The sequence below is a fragment of the Dissulfuribacter thermophilus genome (genome assembly GCF_001687335.1).
Taxonomy (GTDB): domain Bacteria; phylum Desulfobacterota; class Dissulfuribacteria; order Dissulfuribacterales; family Dissulfuribacteraceae; genus Dissulfuribacter; species Dissulfuribacter thermophilus.
Genome location: NZ_MAGO01000003.1, coordinates 148,564 through 163,040, shown reverse-complemented (window position 1 = coordinate 163,040; position 14,477 = coordinate 148,564). Strand labels below are relative to the sequence as shown.

13 protein-coding genes and 1 pseudogene are annotated in these 14,477 nt (G+C 35.0%); 3 read left to right on the top strand and 11 right to left on the bottom strand.

Annotated elements, in window-relative coordinates:
• Nucleotides 1-47: 47 nt before the first annotated feature.
• The 3 genes from DBT_RS03790 (at nucleotide 48) to DBT_RS03780 (ending at nucleotide 3,229) form a co-directional block, all read left to right on the top strand.
• Entirely contained in the window at nucleotides 48-995 is a 948-nt protein-coding gene (locus DBT_RS03790) for a glycosyltransferase family 2 protein (protein ID WP_067616612.1), read from the top strand.
• Nucleotides 996-999: 4 nt separating this feature from the next.
• Nucleotides 1,000-2,181, top strand: a complete 1,182-nt coding sequence (locus DBT_RS03785) for a glycosyltransferase family 4 protein (RefSeq protein ID WP_067616611.1) — start codon at nucleotides 1,000-1,002, stop codon at nucleotides 2,179-2,181.
• A 136-nt stretch (nucleotides 2,182-2,317) separates the two neighbouring features.
• Nucleotides 2,318-3,229 (top strand): glycosyltransferase family 2 protein, encoded by a 912-nt coding sequence (locus DBT_RS03780; protein WP_067616609.1) that lies wholly within the window; start codon nucleotides 2,318-2,320, stop codon nucleotides 3,227-3,229.
• A gap of 29 nt (nucleotides 3,230-3,258) precedes the next feature.
• Here DBT_RS03780 and DBT_RS03775 read toward each other — a convergent pair whose 3' ends face one another.
• The 11 genes and pseudogenes from DBT_RS03775 to DBT_RS03725 all read right to left on the bottom strand — a co-directional run bounded on the left by DBT_RS03775 (nucleotide 3,259) and on the right by DBT_RS03725 (nucleotide 13,437).
• The gene (locus DBT_RS03775) at nucleotides 3,259-4,251 is read right to left on the bottom strand and encodes a glycosyltransferase family 2 protein (RefSeq protein ID WP_083186600.1); all 993 of its coding nucleotides are present in this window, start codon (nucleotides 4,249-4,251) and stop codon (nucleotides 3,259-3,261) included.
• Nucleotides 4,236-5,348, bottom strand: a complete 1,113-nt coding sequence (locus DBT_RS03770; protein WP_067616605.1) for a glycosyltransferase family 10 domain-containing protein — start codon at nucleotides 5,346-5,348, stop codon at nucleotides 4,236-4,238. The genes DBT_RS03775 and DBT_RS03770 overlap by 16 nt, the downstream gene beginning before the upstream one ends.
• Nucleotides 5,345-6,367: a sulfotransferase domain-containing protein gene (locus DBT_RS03765; protein ID WP_067616603.1), complete on the bottom strand. Its 1,023-nt coding sequence runs from the start codon at nucleotides 6,365-6,367 to the stop codon at nucleotides 5,345-5,347. Before DBT_RS03765 ends, DBT_RS03770 begins: the two co-directional genes overlap by 4 nt.
• A gap of 199 nt (nucleotides 6,368-6,566) precedes the next feature.
• Nucleotides 6,567-7,328, bottom strand: coding sequence for an IS21-like element helper ATPase IstB (gene istB, locus DBT_RS03760; protein ID WP_067616601.1), 762 nt, complete (start codon nucleotides 7,326-7,328; stop codon nucleotides 6,567-6,569).
• The gene (gene istA, locus DBT_RS03755) at nucleotides 7,316-8,548 is read right to left on the bottom strand and encodes an IS21 family transposase (RefSeq protein ID WP_067616599.1); all 1,233 of its coding nucleotides are present in this window, start codon (nucleotides 8,546-8,548) and stop codon (nucleotides 7,316-7,318) included. Before istA ends, istB begins: the two co-directional genes overlap by 13 nt.
• Nucleotides 8,508-9,260, bottom strand: coding sequence for an FkbM family methyltransferase (locus DBT_RS03750; RefSeq protein WP_067616597.1), 753 nt, complete (start codon nucleotides 9,258-9,260; stop codon nucleotides 8,508-8,510). Before DBT_RS03750 ends, istA begins: the two co-directional genes overlap by 41 nt.
• Nucleotides 9,261-9,301: 41 nt before the next feature.
• Complete coding sequence (locus tag DBT_RS03745; RefSeq protein WP_067616595.1) at nucleotides 9,302-9,955, bottom strand: hypothetical protein; 654 nt, start codon at nucleotides 9,953-9,955, stop codon at nucleotides 9,302-9,304.
• Nucleotides 9,933-10,859, bottom strand: coding sequence for a CgeB family protein (locus tag DBT_RS03740; protein ID WP_067616593.1), 927 nt, complete (start codon nucleotides 10,857-10,859; stop codon nucleotides 9,933-9,935). The genes DBT_RS03745 and DBT_RS03740 overlap by 23 nt, the downstream gene beginning before the upstream one ends.
• 12 nt (nucleotides 10,860-10,871) lie before the next feature.
• A complete protein-coding gene (locus DBT_RS03735) occupies nucleotides 10,872-11,408 on the bottom strand; it encodes a class I SAM-dependent methyltransferase (RefSeq protein ID WP_067616591.1) in 537 nt (178 codons plus the stop codon).
• A 44-nt stretch (nucleotides 11,409-11,452) separates the two neighbouring features.
• Nucleotides 11,453-11,602: pseudogene (locus tag DBT_RS12850) on the bottom strand (DapH/DapD/GlmU-related protein); the annotation flags it as partial.
• A gap of 302 nt (nucleotides 11,603-11,904) precedes the next feature.
• Complete coding sequence (locus tag DBT_RS03725) at nucleotides 11,905-13,437, bottom strand: lipopolysaccharide biosynthesis protein (RefSeq protein WP_067616589.1); 1,533 nt, start codon at nucleotides 13,435-13,437, stop codon at nucleotides 11,905-11,907.
• Nucleotides 13,438-14,477 lie beyond the last annotated feature (1,040 nt).

Sequence of the window (14,477 nt, the reverse complement as noted above, 5' to 3'; positions counted from 1 at the left end):
ATACCAAAAAAATAAAAAATTAGATTAGCAATTCATGAGGTAGATCCGTGTTTGAAGGTAAGAGCATAGCGGTTGTTATTCCTGCATATAATGAATCTGCACTTATAGGTAAAGTAATTGAGACAATGCCCGAATTTGTTGACCACATTATTGTGGTAGATGATTGTAGCAGAGATAATACTAAGGAAATAGTAAAAAGATACCAAAGCACGAATCCAAAGATCACATTAATTGAACATCAAGAAAATCAAGGAGTTGGTGGAGCCATTGTAACAGGATATAAATGGGCCAGAGGAAAAAAGATAGATGTTACCGCAGTAATGGCTGGAGATGCACAGATGGATCCGGCGGATCTTCCCAATATTGTGAGGCCAGTTGCTAGAGGCGAGGCAGATTATACTAAGGGGAATAGGCTGTTTCATGGTGAAGCCTGGAAAGTAATGCCAAAATACAGATACTTGGGCAATTCTTTTCTTTCTCTTTTGACTAAAATCGCATCAGGTTATTGGCACATTGCTGACTCTCAAACAGGATATACTGCAATATCCCTTGAAGCCCTAGAGCTTCTGGACTTAGATAAAATTTATAAGCGTTATGGGATGCCAAATGACATATTAATTCGATTAAATGAACTTAATATGAGGGTGCGTGATGTACCTGTTCGCCCTGTTTACAATATTGGTGAAAAATCAGGTATTAAACTAAGAAAAGTATTATTTACCATCCCTGTTTTGTTGTTGAGAGGCTTTTTCAGAAGACTTTTTTTTAAATATGTTGTGCAGGATTTTCATCCATTGGTTTTCTTCTATCTTATGGGCTTGACTCTCACACCTTCTGGTTTTTTGTTTGGCTTGTATCTAATAGGTCATAGGTTAATGGTGGGGCCAGTGAATGAAACGAGTGCCTTGTTTGCAGCCTTTCTTTTCATCTCAGGCCTTCAGTCACTCTTTTTTGCCATGTGGTTCGACATGGATTACAATAAAGAGTTGAAATGAGAAAGTGAAAGTTCTCCATATAACCACATCGTTTCCCTCCCATTCAAAAGATACTGCAGGACCTTTTATTCTGCGATTGGTACGGGAACTAGAAAAAACAAGAGATGTTTCCTGTACGGTTCTTACCCCAGATGGTATTTTAAAATCAGCTTGGCCTGAAGATATAAAAGTAGTCCGATGCCGTTATGCTCCAAAAAAATTGCAACTATTGGCACAAAGACCAGGAGGTGTCCCTCAGGCGTTAAGAAAAAATCGCGTGATGTATTTTCTTCTGCCTACCTTTTTAGTTTCTATGTGGTTTAACATTCTCAAGTTATCTAATTCACATGACATAATCCATGCTCATTGGTCTATTTCAGGATTTTTAGCTTCCCTGACTTCCTTATTTAAACGACGGCCGATTATTACCACAATACATGGTTCAGATTTTAATCTCGCCAAAGGAAACGAATTGTATAGATACATTCAGAAAAAAACGCTCTTGGATTCATCTGTTATCGTTGGGGTCAGTCAAACAATTTCCAATAGATTAAAGGTCCATTTCCCACAATATTCAGAGAAAATATGTTTCATCCCAAATGGCGTGAGTGAGGATTTTTTTTCCGTTAATCCCACTTTTGAAACCTTAGGACAATCGATAAAATTTTTATATGTTGGATCGTTAATTCCTGTTAAAGGGGTGGATTTACTTATCAAAGCCTTTTGTAGATTAAAAAATATTGATAACTGGGAAATCACAATAGTAGGTGATGGGCCAGAGCGCGAAAAATTGGAGATGGTTTGTTTGGATAATAAAGTGAATGATAGAGTTACATTTCTAGGATCAGTGGAACCGGATCGTATTCCAAGATGTATGGCTCAATCACATTGCTTGGTTTTACCCAGCTACTCAGAAGGCAGACCAAGTGTGGTGCTAGAGGCAATGGCAGCAGGACTACCAGTTATTGCTACAGACATTGAAGGTACCAATGAATTGGTTTTAGATGGAGTGAATGGATGGCTATTTAAACCGGGAGACGTGAAAGGACTTGTAGATACTTTAAAGGCTATATTGAATGATCCCAAAAAACTTATGATTTTTGGGGCACGAGGAAGAAATATGATGATTAAATGGGGACTGACATGGGAAAATACAGCTCGGCAGTACAAAAATATATATGCTAAGACCATAATAAATTGCGATTAATTTTGAAAAAGACATTTTGGGATAAACTTATATATTTTTGTTTTTAGCCTCCATGCAGAAAAGAACCTTGTGTAAAAAAATAGTTGGCTACCAGTGATTTTAAAATGAATAAGGCTATTCAATAAGGTATTTCATAATGGTGAGCGTTATTATTCCAACATATAATAACGGCTCTATAATAAATAGGGCTATTTATTCTGCTTTGAAACAAGTGGAAGTGCCTCTAGAAATAATAATAGTTGACGATGGTTCAACTGACGACACAGAGAAGATTGTGAGGTCAAGCCCTTCCTCTTCTGTTCGATATTTTTTTCAGAAAAATGCGGGCCCTGCTGCTGCACGTAATTTAGGGATTACTATGGCCAAGGGGGAGTTTATTGCATTTTTGGATGCAGATGACGAATGGCGACCCGGCTATTTAAAAAAGGTAATTGATCAATTTAAAAAGGATGAAAAAATAGGTCTAATATTTACTTGGGCTATATTGAGAGACAATAGAGGAAACGAAGTAATACGGAATTATTATTCTCCTAGTCGTAATAAATGGCATACTATATTTTGGCCAAATCCCTTACAGTGTACGTCATCAACAGTTTGTAGAAAATCTTTTTTGGATAAGGTTGGTGGTTTTGACGAATCTTTGAGAACTAGAGAAGATCAAGATCTTTGGATAAGATTAAAAGAGGTGTCAAAATTAGTTGAAATCCCCGAACCTTTGGTGATAGTCTACAAACGTGATAGGAGTTATTCAACTAGGCAATCACTTAAACAAATGCGATCAGATTATTTTAATATAATTGAAAAGGCATTTAAGCGAGCTCCTGATCTATATGCTGGAAAAGAAAAAATAATTATGGCAGAGGCTTATCGGTACTGGGGCCAATATTACTTATATATGGTACAAATAAAAGATGCTCGACGAGATTTATATAATTCATTAAAATATAAAACTAGCTTCTATACATTATTTTGTCTCATTCTCAGTTTGATGCCTGAAAAAATTCTTATTAAAATTGGTAATTATTATAAGAAGCTGATTAAGCTTTAAGATTTAATATATATTATTCATATAATTTGCTAGCGATTAAAAGAATAAATTTTTTGAAAAAAATTATACATAGTTTTACATATTGATTGTGCATAGTTAGGTGGCAAAAAACTAAGGCATAGTAGCGTCAAAGCACTTAAACTACATTTATTAAAATGCAATGCCTTTAATAGGTGTGAACGAGCCAATTTGGGCTTTCGGCTGTACCATAAATACTTCATGGAAAGTTCTAAATGATAAATATACCATTTAGTCTTTAGTGATAATTTTTTGTTCGCATCCTTCAGTTGTTCAAACTCATCTTTTGATATCGGTAGTCCATTTGCAGCCTTGATAGTTAGTTTCTCAAGCATATTACGATATTTTACAGTATAGCGTGTGGAGGCATAAGGACTTATTCTATATTTTAGCAGTGGTTCTGATAAATTGGATATTTGACCCATTTGGGCCATTTTGTTGAATAAAACAGTATCTTCTCCGCCCCACTTGAATGATTCTGGGTATCCTCCAGCCTGAAAGAATACCTGCCTGCGAAACATAACCGTAGGGTGCACAAATGGAGTAGAAGGTAGCTGTCGTTTTAATTCTGAATATGATGTGCTTTTGGATGCATAACAGATATGAGTGCCGTTCATATCTATGAGTTCTACTGCAGATCCGAGTGCTAAAATGTGTTGATTTTCTTCCATGAATTGATATTGTTTCTCAAGGCGACAAGGTAAACTTATATCATCTGCGTCCATGCGGGCAATATACTTGCCATTCGATAGTTTGATACCTCTATTGAGAGCAGCTGCTAATCCCATATTTTTCTGTTTAATAAAACGAATACGAGGATCAGTGTAGCTTAAAATTATTTTAGAAGTGTTATCTGTTGATCCATCATCAATAATTATGAATTCAAAGTCAGCGAAACTCTGGTCTAGTATGCTGTCAATTGCTTCTCTGAGATAACGTTGTCCATTAAAGACAGACATTACTACACTAATAGGACTGGAACATTGTTTCATATACTTTTCCATGAGATAATTAAATCAATGAGGAACTGTCTACAGCTACGAAAATTCTTCAAAAATAATACCGGATTGCTCAGTACAATTTTTGAAAAAGCATGTAAATAATAAGAAAGAGAACGACTGTGTTTGGGTTCATTTAGTAATGTAAAAATCTGATTTGAAACCAGTTCAGCAAAACCCTGTGATGTAAATTGATGGTAGATAGGAGATTGGATAAAATCTTTTACAGCTTGAAGATATGAATTATAAACTGATTCCTTCATTGATATTAGATAATGATAGAGTTCATCATAGTCTTTAAAATCACGCAGATCAATGAAACATGATTTTGGAATAAAGTTTTGAATATTAGGCGCTCCCAAATATATAGGAACGGTTCCAGCTGCGAAGCAATCAAATATTTTTTCTGTTATGTAATAGGGATAACGAGAATTTTCATAACACAGAGCAAATTTATAATTTTTTAAAACGTCTTTTTTGCATATACATTTACCTTTGTATGATGCCAATACTGAGGGACGTTTTGAATTCTCCCAGCCTCTACCGTAGAGGTCGAATTCTTCGGGTTTGTGATAAAAAAAATCGAATGCTGTTAGTCGTTCCTCGTATAATCCCATTTTATGTTTAATGAGTTTGTTCGAATAAATTGCAACTAAAAATTTTTTTTTATTAAAGGGGATGTTAGGAATAGTATTTTGAGAAATTATTGGTTGTCCAATATTGCATTTAACGCCAATTGCGTATTGTTTTACATAATCATCATTCCAATATAAAACTCGGTCAAATGGCATTGCTCCAAGAATGTTGTTATCATGAAGACAGTAAATTAAAGGTGGCTCTGTAGCTATATAGATAAGCTTTATGGAAGGATTGTATTTAATTGCTTTAAATATCTGCCGTAAGTGAAGATGAATATCTAAAATTACTAAGATATCTATGGCTGTTATTGAGCATGCATCAAAAGTAGTGCACCTAAGTCCATGTGATTCTAAAATTTTTTTTAGGAGGACAAATCGTTCTAAAGACCTATCTCGAGCTGCATCAATATCAAAAAGCCGGTTATTTTGAAAGGGCTTAGGTACAGTAAAGGCTATTTGTTTCATAGTACCCATCCGAATTTGTCAACTGGAAGGCCATATTTTGTTAATAAAATTCTATTTGATCCCGCGAATTCATCACTTAGCCTTCTTTTTATATCAGTAGGCACAGTTAGTTTTGGACCAAATTGAAAATATTCACACAGTTTTGAAATATATACTGTTATCGCAAAATCAATTGCATATTGTAATAATATTTGATTAGAAACTTCTTTTGAATAGATTAATCTATTTTGGACCGATTTTAAAATTCGCTGTTTAAGTTTTGAAGGCAGGAGATAAGTAATTATTTTTGACAGTGGAAAAAAAGATTTTCTTGGATTATAATGATTTCGTAAAAAATGATTAATAATACGTTGAATTTCAAGGCCAATTTTCGTTAATGAACGATTGACTTTAACTAACTCTGCACATTCTTGATTAATTTTATTACATCCAATAAAATCAAATACTTTATTTGCAAAGCCTATATTGTCTAATCTAAAATCTTCGAATAATCCAATCATTACATTATGGTTGTCGAATAGTTCAATATATTTTTGTATAATTTTGTGGTATTTTAATCTTTCAATTAGGCCAGGAGAGACAATTGGATCGTAAACAAAATCATTGAATGATAGAGTTCCCCCCATTTTAATGTATTGACTATATATGGATTTTAACATAGAAAACTGCTCTCGAATTACAATCAATATTTTGGTACTACCAAAGACAGCCTTCAGTCTATAAGCTATTCTTGCAGCATTATCTCCAGTGGGAAATGATCCAGACAAAGCTTCTCGACAAATTACTACTTTTTGGTTGGTGAGGTTAATTTTACTTAAGATTTGGCTAAATTTTTCTCGCAAATAAACTTCATCAAAATCTAGATCTCTTGAATCTATAAGGAGATGCATGAGGTGAACCACATCTGGATGCTTAGAGGGATCATCTAGATAATATATCTCTTGATGAATCGGTAAGATTTTAGTCTGCCACCAACTAGTACCCGTTTTATAATCACCTATATGAATCAAATCAACCATGCGATCATTCTCAAAAGAGTGATTTGGTCAGTCTATTTTCTCCCAACTTTCCCAAATAAATGGAAAATTCTACATTAATTTGTGAGTCTTTGAAAGCCGTCTTTGAATATTACTGTTAATGGACGCCTAAAAGTGTACCATTTTTGGAAACTGAAAAGTGTACCACCTTTATTATTATTGACATAGAAATTATTCACGTTCAAGCCTTTTCTTTGTGTTCACCTTTTAAGTTTTTTATGAATGAATGCCCTCTTAGCCGGTAGCTGTGGCCTTTTATGTTTATTACCTTGGAGTGGTGGAGAAGCCGGTCCAGAATTGCTGTTGCTATCACAGGGTCACCAAAGAGTTCCTGCCAATCCCCAAAGCTCTTGTTGGATGTTATTATGGTTGAGCTACGTTCGTAACGGTGTGAGACGAACTGGAAGAATAAGTAGGCCTCTTCCTGGGTTACTGGCAAATAGCCTATTTCATCTACGATTACTAAGCTGGAGTTGAGATAGGCTTTTTGTTTTGTAGCGCCTTCTTTCAGTTTCTTAATAAGGGTATCCATGGTTGTAAAATACACCTTAAAGCCATGGTGACACGCCTTTATGGCAAGCGCTATGGCAAGATGGGTCTTACCCACTCCTGGTGGCCCAAGAAATATCACATTCTCATGCCTGGTAATGAAGGAGAGATCAAAAAGCTCCATTACCTCTTGTTTGTCCAGATTGGGGTGAAAGGAAAAATCATATTCTTCTATGGTCTTTGCTGCTGGCAATCCTGCTGTCTTCATAGCTGTCTGAATGCGGCGTTTCTCACGTGCGGCAACTTCCTCTTCCAAAAGATGGTCCAGAAAAGAAAGATAGGAACTCTTGTTCTTCTTGCTATTAGCTTCTACTGTCTCTAGGACCTCTTGTATGCGATTGAGTTTGAGCCTTTTAAGATTCTCCTGAAGGCGTTCATATACTAGTTGTTCCATGGGGCACCTCCAGGAATAAGGCGTTCATACTCTGAAAGGGGCCTGTATTCTACTTGGGGATAGAGGGAACTGGTTGTAAGACCAAGGGTCGTTCTTTTCTTCTCCTCTTTGTACTTTCTGCTCTTCTGGGACGTATCGTGCATAAGATCGTGATAAAAGCGTCTATCCCCTATGACCTCGTGCTTTGCATGAGACTCTGGGTATGAAGCAAGTAATAGGTCATCATGATAGATGTGGATAAGACCATTTTTTATCTTTAACATCACTTTCTTGCCCACGACACTATGAGGCACCACGTACCTGTTGCCATTATAAGAAATCTGACAATCTTTATACACCTTGCGAAATACCTTGATGGATGTGTCAAAGTCCTTGGGTGGTAATTTGCCCAAGTATTTCCTCTCATGTTCAATACGTTCCTGAATGATTTCATTGTGGGTGCCATGGCGTCTTTTGTTGGCCGTATGATACAACCACACCCTTATATCTTTATTGAGCCTTCCAAGGCTTCTATATTCATAACCTTTACAAAAACGGCCTCTTATATAGCTCATGGGCCTTTCAACTTTGCCTTTTACCCAGGGACTATACGGTGGGCAAAGTTTGGGGGTAAAACCATAGTGATTGGCAAAATGCATAAACTCCAGATTGTACTTTACATGACCACCTTTACGCTCTATCACCACCTGCTTCATGTTGTCATAAAGGATCTCTTCTGGTACTCCTCCAAAATACTTAAATGCCCTGATATGACAGTCAAAAAAGACCTCAAGACTCCTATCTCTTACAAATTCCACATACATCCCTCGGCTATAACCGAGTACCATTACAAAGGCATAAAATCTCTTACCCCCAAACTGAAATTCTCCCCAGTCCACCTGTGCCTGATACCCTGGCTCTGTCTCGAAACGTATATATGCAAGACGTGTTCGCCTCTCACGAACTCTCCTCACATACTTCTGAACCGTCTTATACGAACCCTTATAGCCCATCGCCTTTAGACGCTCGTATATCCACGTGGCCTGGTAATCGCCTTCTGCCAGATAATCATCGATCACCTGCTTATATTGGTCCAATATGGAACCTTTACGCTTTCGTTGCCGATACTCTGGAAAAGTTTCTGATTCCAAATGACGCTTTACTGTGTTCCTGTGAATGCCCAATTGCCTCGAAATGGCCCTAATGCTCATGCCCCGACGATACATTGCCTTTATGTCCATGTATACCTCCTTTGATATCATGGTACCTTCCTCCTATCATTTGAAGGATAGGTACCAACTCGACTACCAAAGGTGGTACACTTTTCGAGGCCATTTCTGGTACACTTTTAAAGGGCCATTGACAAATATTACTTTTCATTTTTTGTGCGTCAGAAATAAAATCATGAAATTGAATTTGTAAAAATCTAATTTTGCAAATCAAATCTGGATAATTTAAAAGTGCATTGAATAATTCATATTCACCGCCTTCAATATTAATTTTCATTAAATCTATTTCTGGTCGATTTATTGATTTAAGATAATCTATAATGGAAAGTATCTTAATATGTTCTACGGAATTATGTGGTTTTAAAAGAAATAAACTGGATGCCGATCCCATAGTACTTATAGATGTCTTTTTTTCCGTCCCTCCAAGTCCAGCCTGAATTACTTTTACTTTTTTATTATCATGAAAACGTCTTCTGATATTTTCTGCATATTGTTCTATAGGTTCAAATACTTCAACCCAGCAATCAAATTTTTTTATTATTGCCTCTGTAAAATCTCCAGGATATCCACCTACATCGACCACAAGGGAATTCCTTTGCAATGGATAGTTAGTACGAAGTTTTTCTCCTACGGCTTTAATATACTCATAATATGCTTTTTTCTTGTAATCACGTTTTAAGTATTTAGCGTACAGTTTTTTTAGTTTGCAGTTAAAGAATTTCATAAAATTTCCACGAAAAGCAAATAAAAAATATTTTAATTAGATCAAGAAGCAGTTCGTTTTAATTGATATGACTGCCATATTTTATCAATTCCCATGGATATAGCTTTTAAAATTCTTTTATTTTTTAATTGCTTTATAAAATTTTCTACTGCTGCTCCATGATTGGCAAAATGAAAACGCAATCTACGAGCGTAATAATATGGAAGATTAATCCAAAAAGATGGATATTCAATATAAGATATTTTAAGTCGATCTAAATTGTCACAAAATTGCAAACCATGTTGTTTAACATATTTGCCAGCAAATAAAAAACACTCGCTTGGCAATAGACGCAGTAGTCGTCTATTTTTTTCTATTATTAGGTCCTTAAAGCGGATCCAATAACGATCACTACCTGAGTTTATATAGAAATTTGACACGATGATATCAGAATTATCCATAATCAATCCCCACGCCATCATATAAAGCGTTTCATTATTCAATGTAGAATCTCTAGTTAGATAAATTACTCCATCTATTTCATCTAAAGAATCGATCCAATTGTAATCAGGAGTAATAAGTTGAATATCAAGTCTATTATCATTGATATTGATATTATGGATTACATGTTGAGGAGCAATGACGTATATTTTAAATTTTCGGTCAACGCCATGTCTAGAAACTTGATCCTTTTTAAAAAAAATTAAATAATCCATCAAAGCGATGCTGCCATGTATGATTCTTCAGTACATGATTATATGCTCTCTGAGCAATTGTTTCTCGTTCATCGTCGTGAGTAAGATAAAAATTTATTTTTTCTAACAAGTCTTTTTTATTATTAAAAATTGCAATATGATTCCCTTCAATGAAACCATAGTTTTTAAACTCTTCTGTATAGTTAGAAAGTTGAAATCCCTTGCATGCAGCAAGTTCCAGAGTCCTTCCCTTTATAGTTGATCGGTTGGGATCACGGCTTGTCCAAAGAAAATTCAAATTAATTTTGCTTTGACTAATAATTTCGAGCATCTTATCATGAGACAATATACCTCCCCAATGTTTAGAAAAACCTATGTAATGATTCCATTTTGGTCCAAATATTTTTATATCAATATTATTTTTTAGGAGATAGCGTATATACTCTACACGTTTGCCGTAAGCAGCGCCTATAAAAGTGACACTGTATTTTTTCTCTAGGCCTGGAATCGGATAATATTTTTTAGGATTACAGGCCCATTGCATATAATATACATTTGAAAGTCCATAGGAGTGGTATGCGCTAATATTTTTTTTAACGGCAATAGTAAAAATATCTGAATATAATGCTAAATAACGATCATAATTTGAATGTCTCCATTCATCATCAGAAAATATGGTAATTAATTTTAATTTAGGAAATCGTTGTTTGAAATAAATGAAGAAATTCTCATCTTCGTATGCATTATATATAACGATTTCTTCATTATATTTTTGTGTATGTTCTAGGATTCTAGAATAAATTTCTTCACTATTCTTTACATTATAAAGATCAATAATAAGGTCATGACCGTTGCCAATGGAATCTATAATATTAGTTCTAAAATGTGAGTGTGGATTACTTAAATCGGGTCCTATAAAAATCACTTATTTTATCCCTCATTTCCTTTTCTTGGCTTGGAGATTTAAGCTCATTAAGCGACCATTCTCAAAATCCATGTGAGGTAAATATGCTCGACTGTAATCATCATATCCTTCAGGTAAAAAATTTTTCCAGTCATACTTTTTTATCTCATAGAAGCCCGCTTCATTTAATAGCGATTTAAGAGAAGTAAAATCAAAAGCCACATGATGAAAATTGTAATCATAAGTTTGTCCGCCAAACAATAATCCTTGTAGTCGATTTAAATCTCCATTGACTAAATATTCTGCGACAATGGCCTCAAAATCAGGTACTGAAATACGTATGAGTCCATTAGGAACCAATACTCTATGCCATTCTTTAAGAACTTCTAGAACTTCGTTACGTTTGAAGTGTTCAAGAATGTGACAAGCATAGATTTCAGAAACTGTTTCATCATCTATCATTTTTAGACGCTTAGCATCACAAACATAATCTACATGATCGTAATCGATAATATCTAGATGTTTATAGCCAGGTAAATATTTCTTCCCACATCCGATATGTAATTTCATTTTCTGTATCCTCTAGCTAATCTTTGGTTTCGAGGTTCAAGCACTCTAATTATTTTGGCAGGAACACCTCCTACGAGACAGTCTTGTGGAACGTCTTTAGTGACAACAGCTCCTGCAGCTATAATAGCTCCATCGTTAATAGTTACACCTGGTAGAATTATAGCACCAGTCCCTATCCATACGTCTTTGCCTATTGTGACAGGTTTATTGATGCCGACACTGGATACTGGAAGTATATTGGGGTCATGGGTTGCCGTCACAATTCTTGTTCCTACTGCTATGGCACATCGGTCTCCAATGATAACATATCCTTTACTAGAAGCTCCGATTCGAACATCTGGCGCAATTCGTACTTCATTTCCTATAAAAACATTTTTTGGATATGTAATTTTGACATGTGGACAAATAAACGTCCCTTTCCCGATTTTTCCAAGTCTAATTTTGTAATAATACATCCAAATTTTACTAACTAACCAGGATATAAGGGAAAAAGGATTCATGATAAAGATGGTAACTTTCCTTTAATGTCTAATGAGCGGAGTATTCCCCAATTAATGGAGATAAACGAAAATAAAAGGGTCATTGTCAATAATAATGAATGAATTAGAAAGTGTCCCCATGAGACCGGGAAATTTTTATATTCGGTAGCTAACAAACTGATCCCGAATAAAGTTATAACGGAAAGTAAAAACCTAAAATTGGTATTTATATCTAATTGTAATGTAAAGCGTTTTTTTAACCTCAAGCTAAGTAGAATTAATGAATTGAAAGAGGAAATAGATAAAGCCATGGGAAGCCCAATTACACCAAAAAAAGTCAGTGCTGTGATGGCTACAACCATTCGTACAGAACTCTCTAAAAAGATGATCAATGAAGTGAACACAAAGTCACCTAGTCCATTCAGGAGTTGCCATAAGGTAGCTCGTATACTGCGCAAAAAATAACCTATGCCAATCGCTAGAATTATGTCTTGGTTGAGGACTATGGACTGATTTATCCATAAAGAGACAAATTCATGATTTATCCCTGCGTAGATAGAAAATCCTATTAATCCTATTGAAAAACTTATTATGAGGATTTGTTTTAGTATTGTGTAGAGTTTTTGAGTTTGTTCTGCACCGGCTATATGTGAAAAGGGGCTATAAATGGATCCATTTATAACACTAAATAGCTGGAAAATAAAATCAGCAGCCCTTCGTGTAACCATATATGCTGTATTCATCTCAGGGCCAATCAGGGTATTAATTAATAATGGTTCTGACTCTTGTGAAATAGTAAGGCCAACTCGAGCCAATATTAATGCCGGGCCAGTTTGAACGTATTCAATTATAATATCTTTTTTTATTTTTATTGGAAAGTTAAGTCGTAAAAAAAAAGTGATGACATCGACTATATTAATGAGAAAGATTATCCCCTCTGTAACTAACATTCCAGAAGGGATCGCCCACAATTGAAAATTATCAAGCAACATCCATATTGTAACGCCAGTCCCTAAGATACGTCCTACGATGATACTTAGAACGGGAATCAGTGGACGAAGTAACGCTTGATTAAGGCTTCGAATGCATTCATTAAAAAAGCCGACTGCCATTGCTGTCACAGCTATCAGAAAACAACCACGTAATATTTCAGATTCCCGACCGGTAACATTGAGAATTTCTGGAAGCCAGAAGGAAATTACCCATCCAGTGAATCCATACAGAAGACAAATACCTACATTTACGAGCGCCCCGTTGAAAAAGTATGCTCCTGCTCGAAATAGATCTTGTTTCCCGTAAGCGCTGGCAATTCGCTGTATTAACATGCTATTGATACCAAAATTCATGAGTCTCAGCATGTTAAATATACCGCCTGAAGCCAGCCACCATCCGTATGTCTGAATACCTATGTAGTGGATATAGAGAGGGACGAGCAATAGTCCCTGAATAATCCCTATTGCGTTATTTGCGTATCCACCAAGGACTTGGAGAATAAAAGCACGTTTGCGATCCGGTGAAAAAGAAATATTTGATGATTTAAGTAGTGACATTTATTCTTAATACAGCAAAAGGATTATCAAATTTTTTAAAAATATGAACAAAAAATGTTTATAGTCGATTGAGGAACTAGGAGAAAGTTTGAAGGAGTTTGAGAGTTGATATGATATTTTATTTTTTAGAAAATTTACCTGATATCCAAGAGTTAGTTTTGAATTTCTAAGCGTCGCCAAGGCGTTAATAGTACATAACATTATAATAAATGACGAGTGAATAATCCTTTTTATGACCTCCCGTTTAAATTTTTTTCTAAATCCTGCTATTGAACACCTAGAGTAATCCTGGCAACAATTCTTATGATTTTTCTTGTAACAAATATCTCATCTTTAATGAGAGATGCATGATTAAAGAATAGTTTCTCTGCAGCAAAAATTATAGGTTTCACAGTAAATTATGGTAATCTAGCATGTAAAAAGTTTTGCAACTGCGTATGGAGCATGAGAACAGACGATCTATTTTAAGCTTAGTGGACTTAATGTAATCTCCAAAAGACTTCCTATTAGGAGAAGGAAAAAATTGTTTTGGCTATTACCTAACATCATAATAGCTTCATATGTTTTGCTGCATCAAACGACTCTTGAACACGATTTTGGATTGAAAAGATTAAAAGATTCACCTGATTTTACATCTTGGATGGATAAGAATGAATTTAGTCAAATCAGTCAAATCGCAATATCGAAGTATAAAACTTTTGTTTGGATCAAAATGATCTATAATTAAGTAGTCAATCCTATTTGGATTGAACATAGAAGTTTGCCTTTTTATCTCGTGTATGATATTTTCTTTTAAAAATAAAAAAAATCAGCTAGATATGTTGGATTGCCCAATCGATAGCTGTAAACAAGACAGCTTTCATTAATGTATTCCATTCTTATTAAAGTATAATTTACTAAATTGCTAACATTTTAATATTTATTGGTGAATCATTGAAAATGATATTCTTTACCTTATTGAATAACAAAAAATAGAAGTTGTCAAAAACTTGAAAAGAGCTTAAATAGCTTTTAATCGATAGAAAACTATCGAGGCTTAT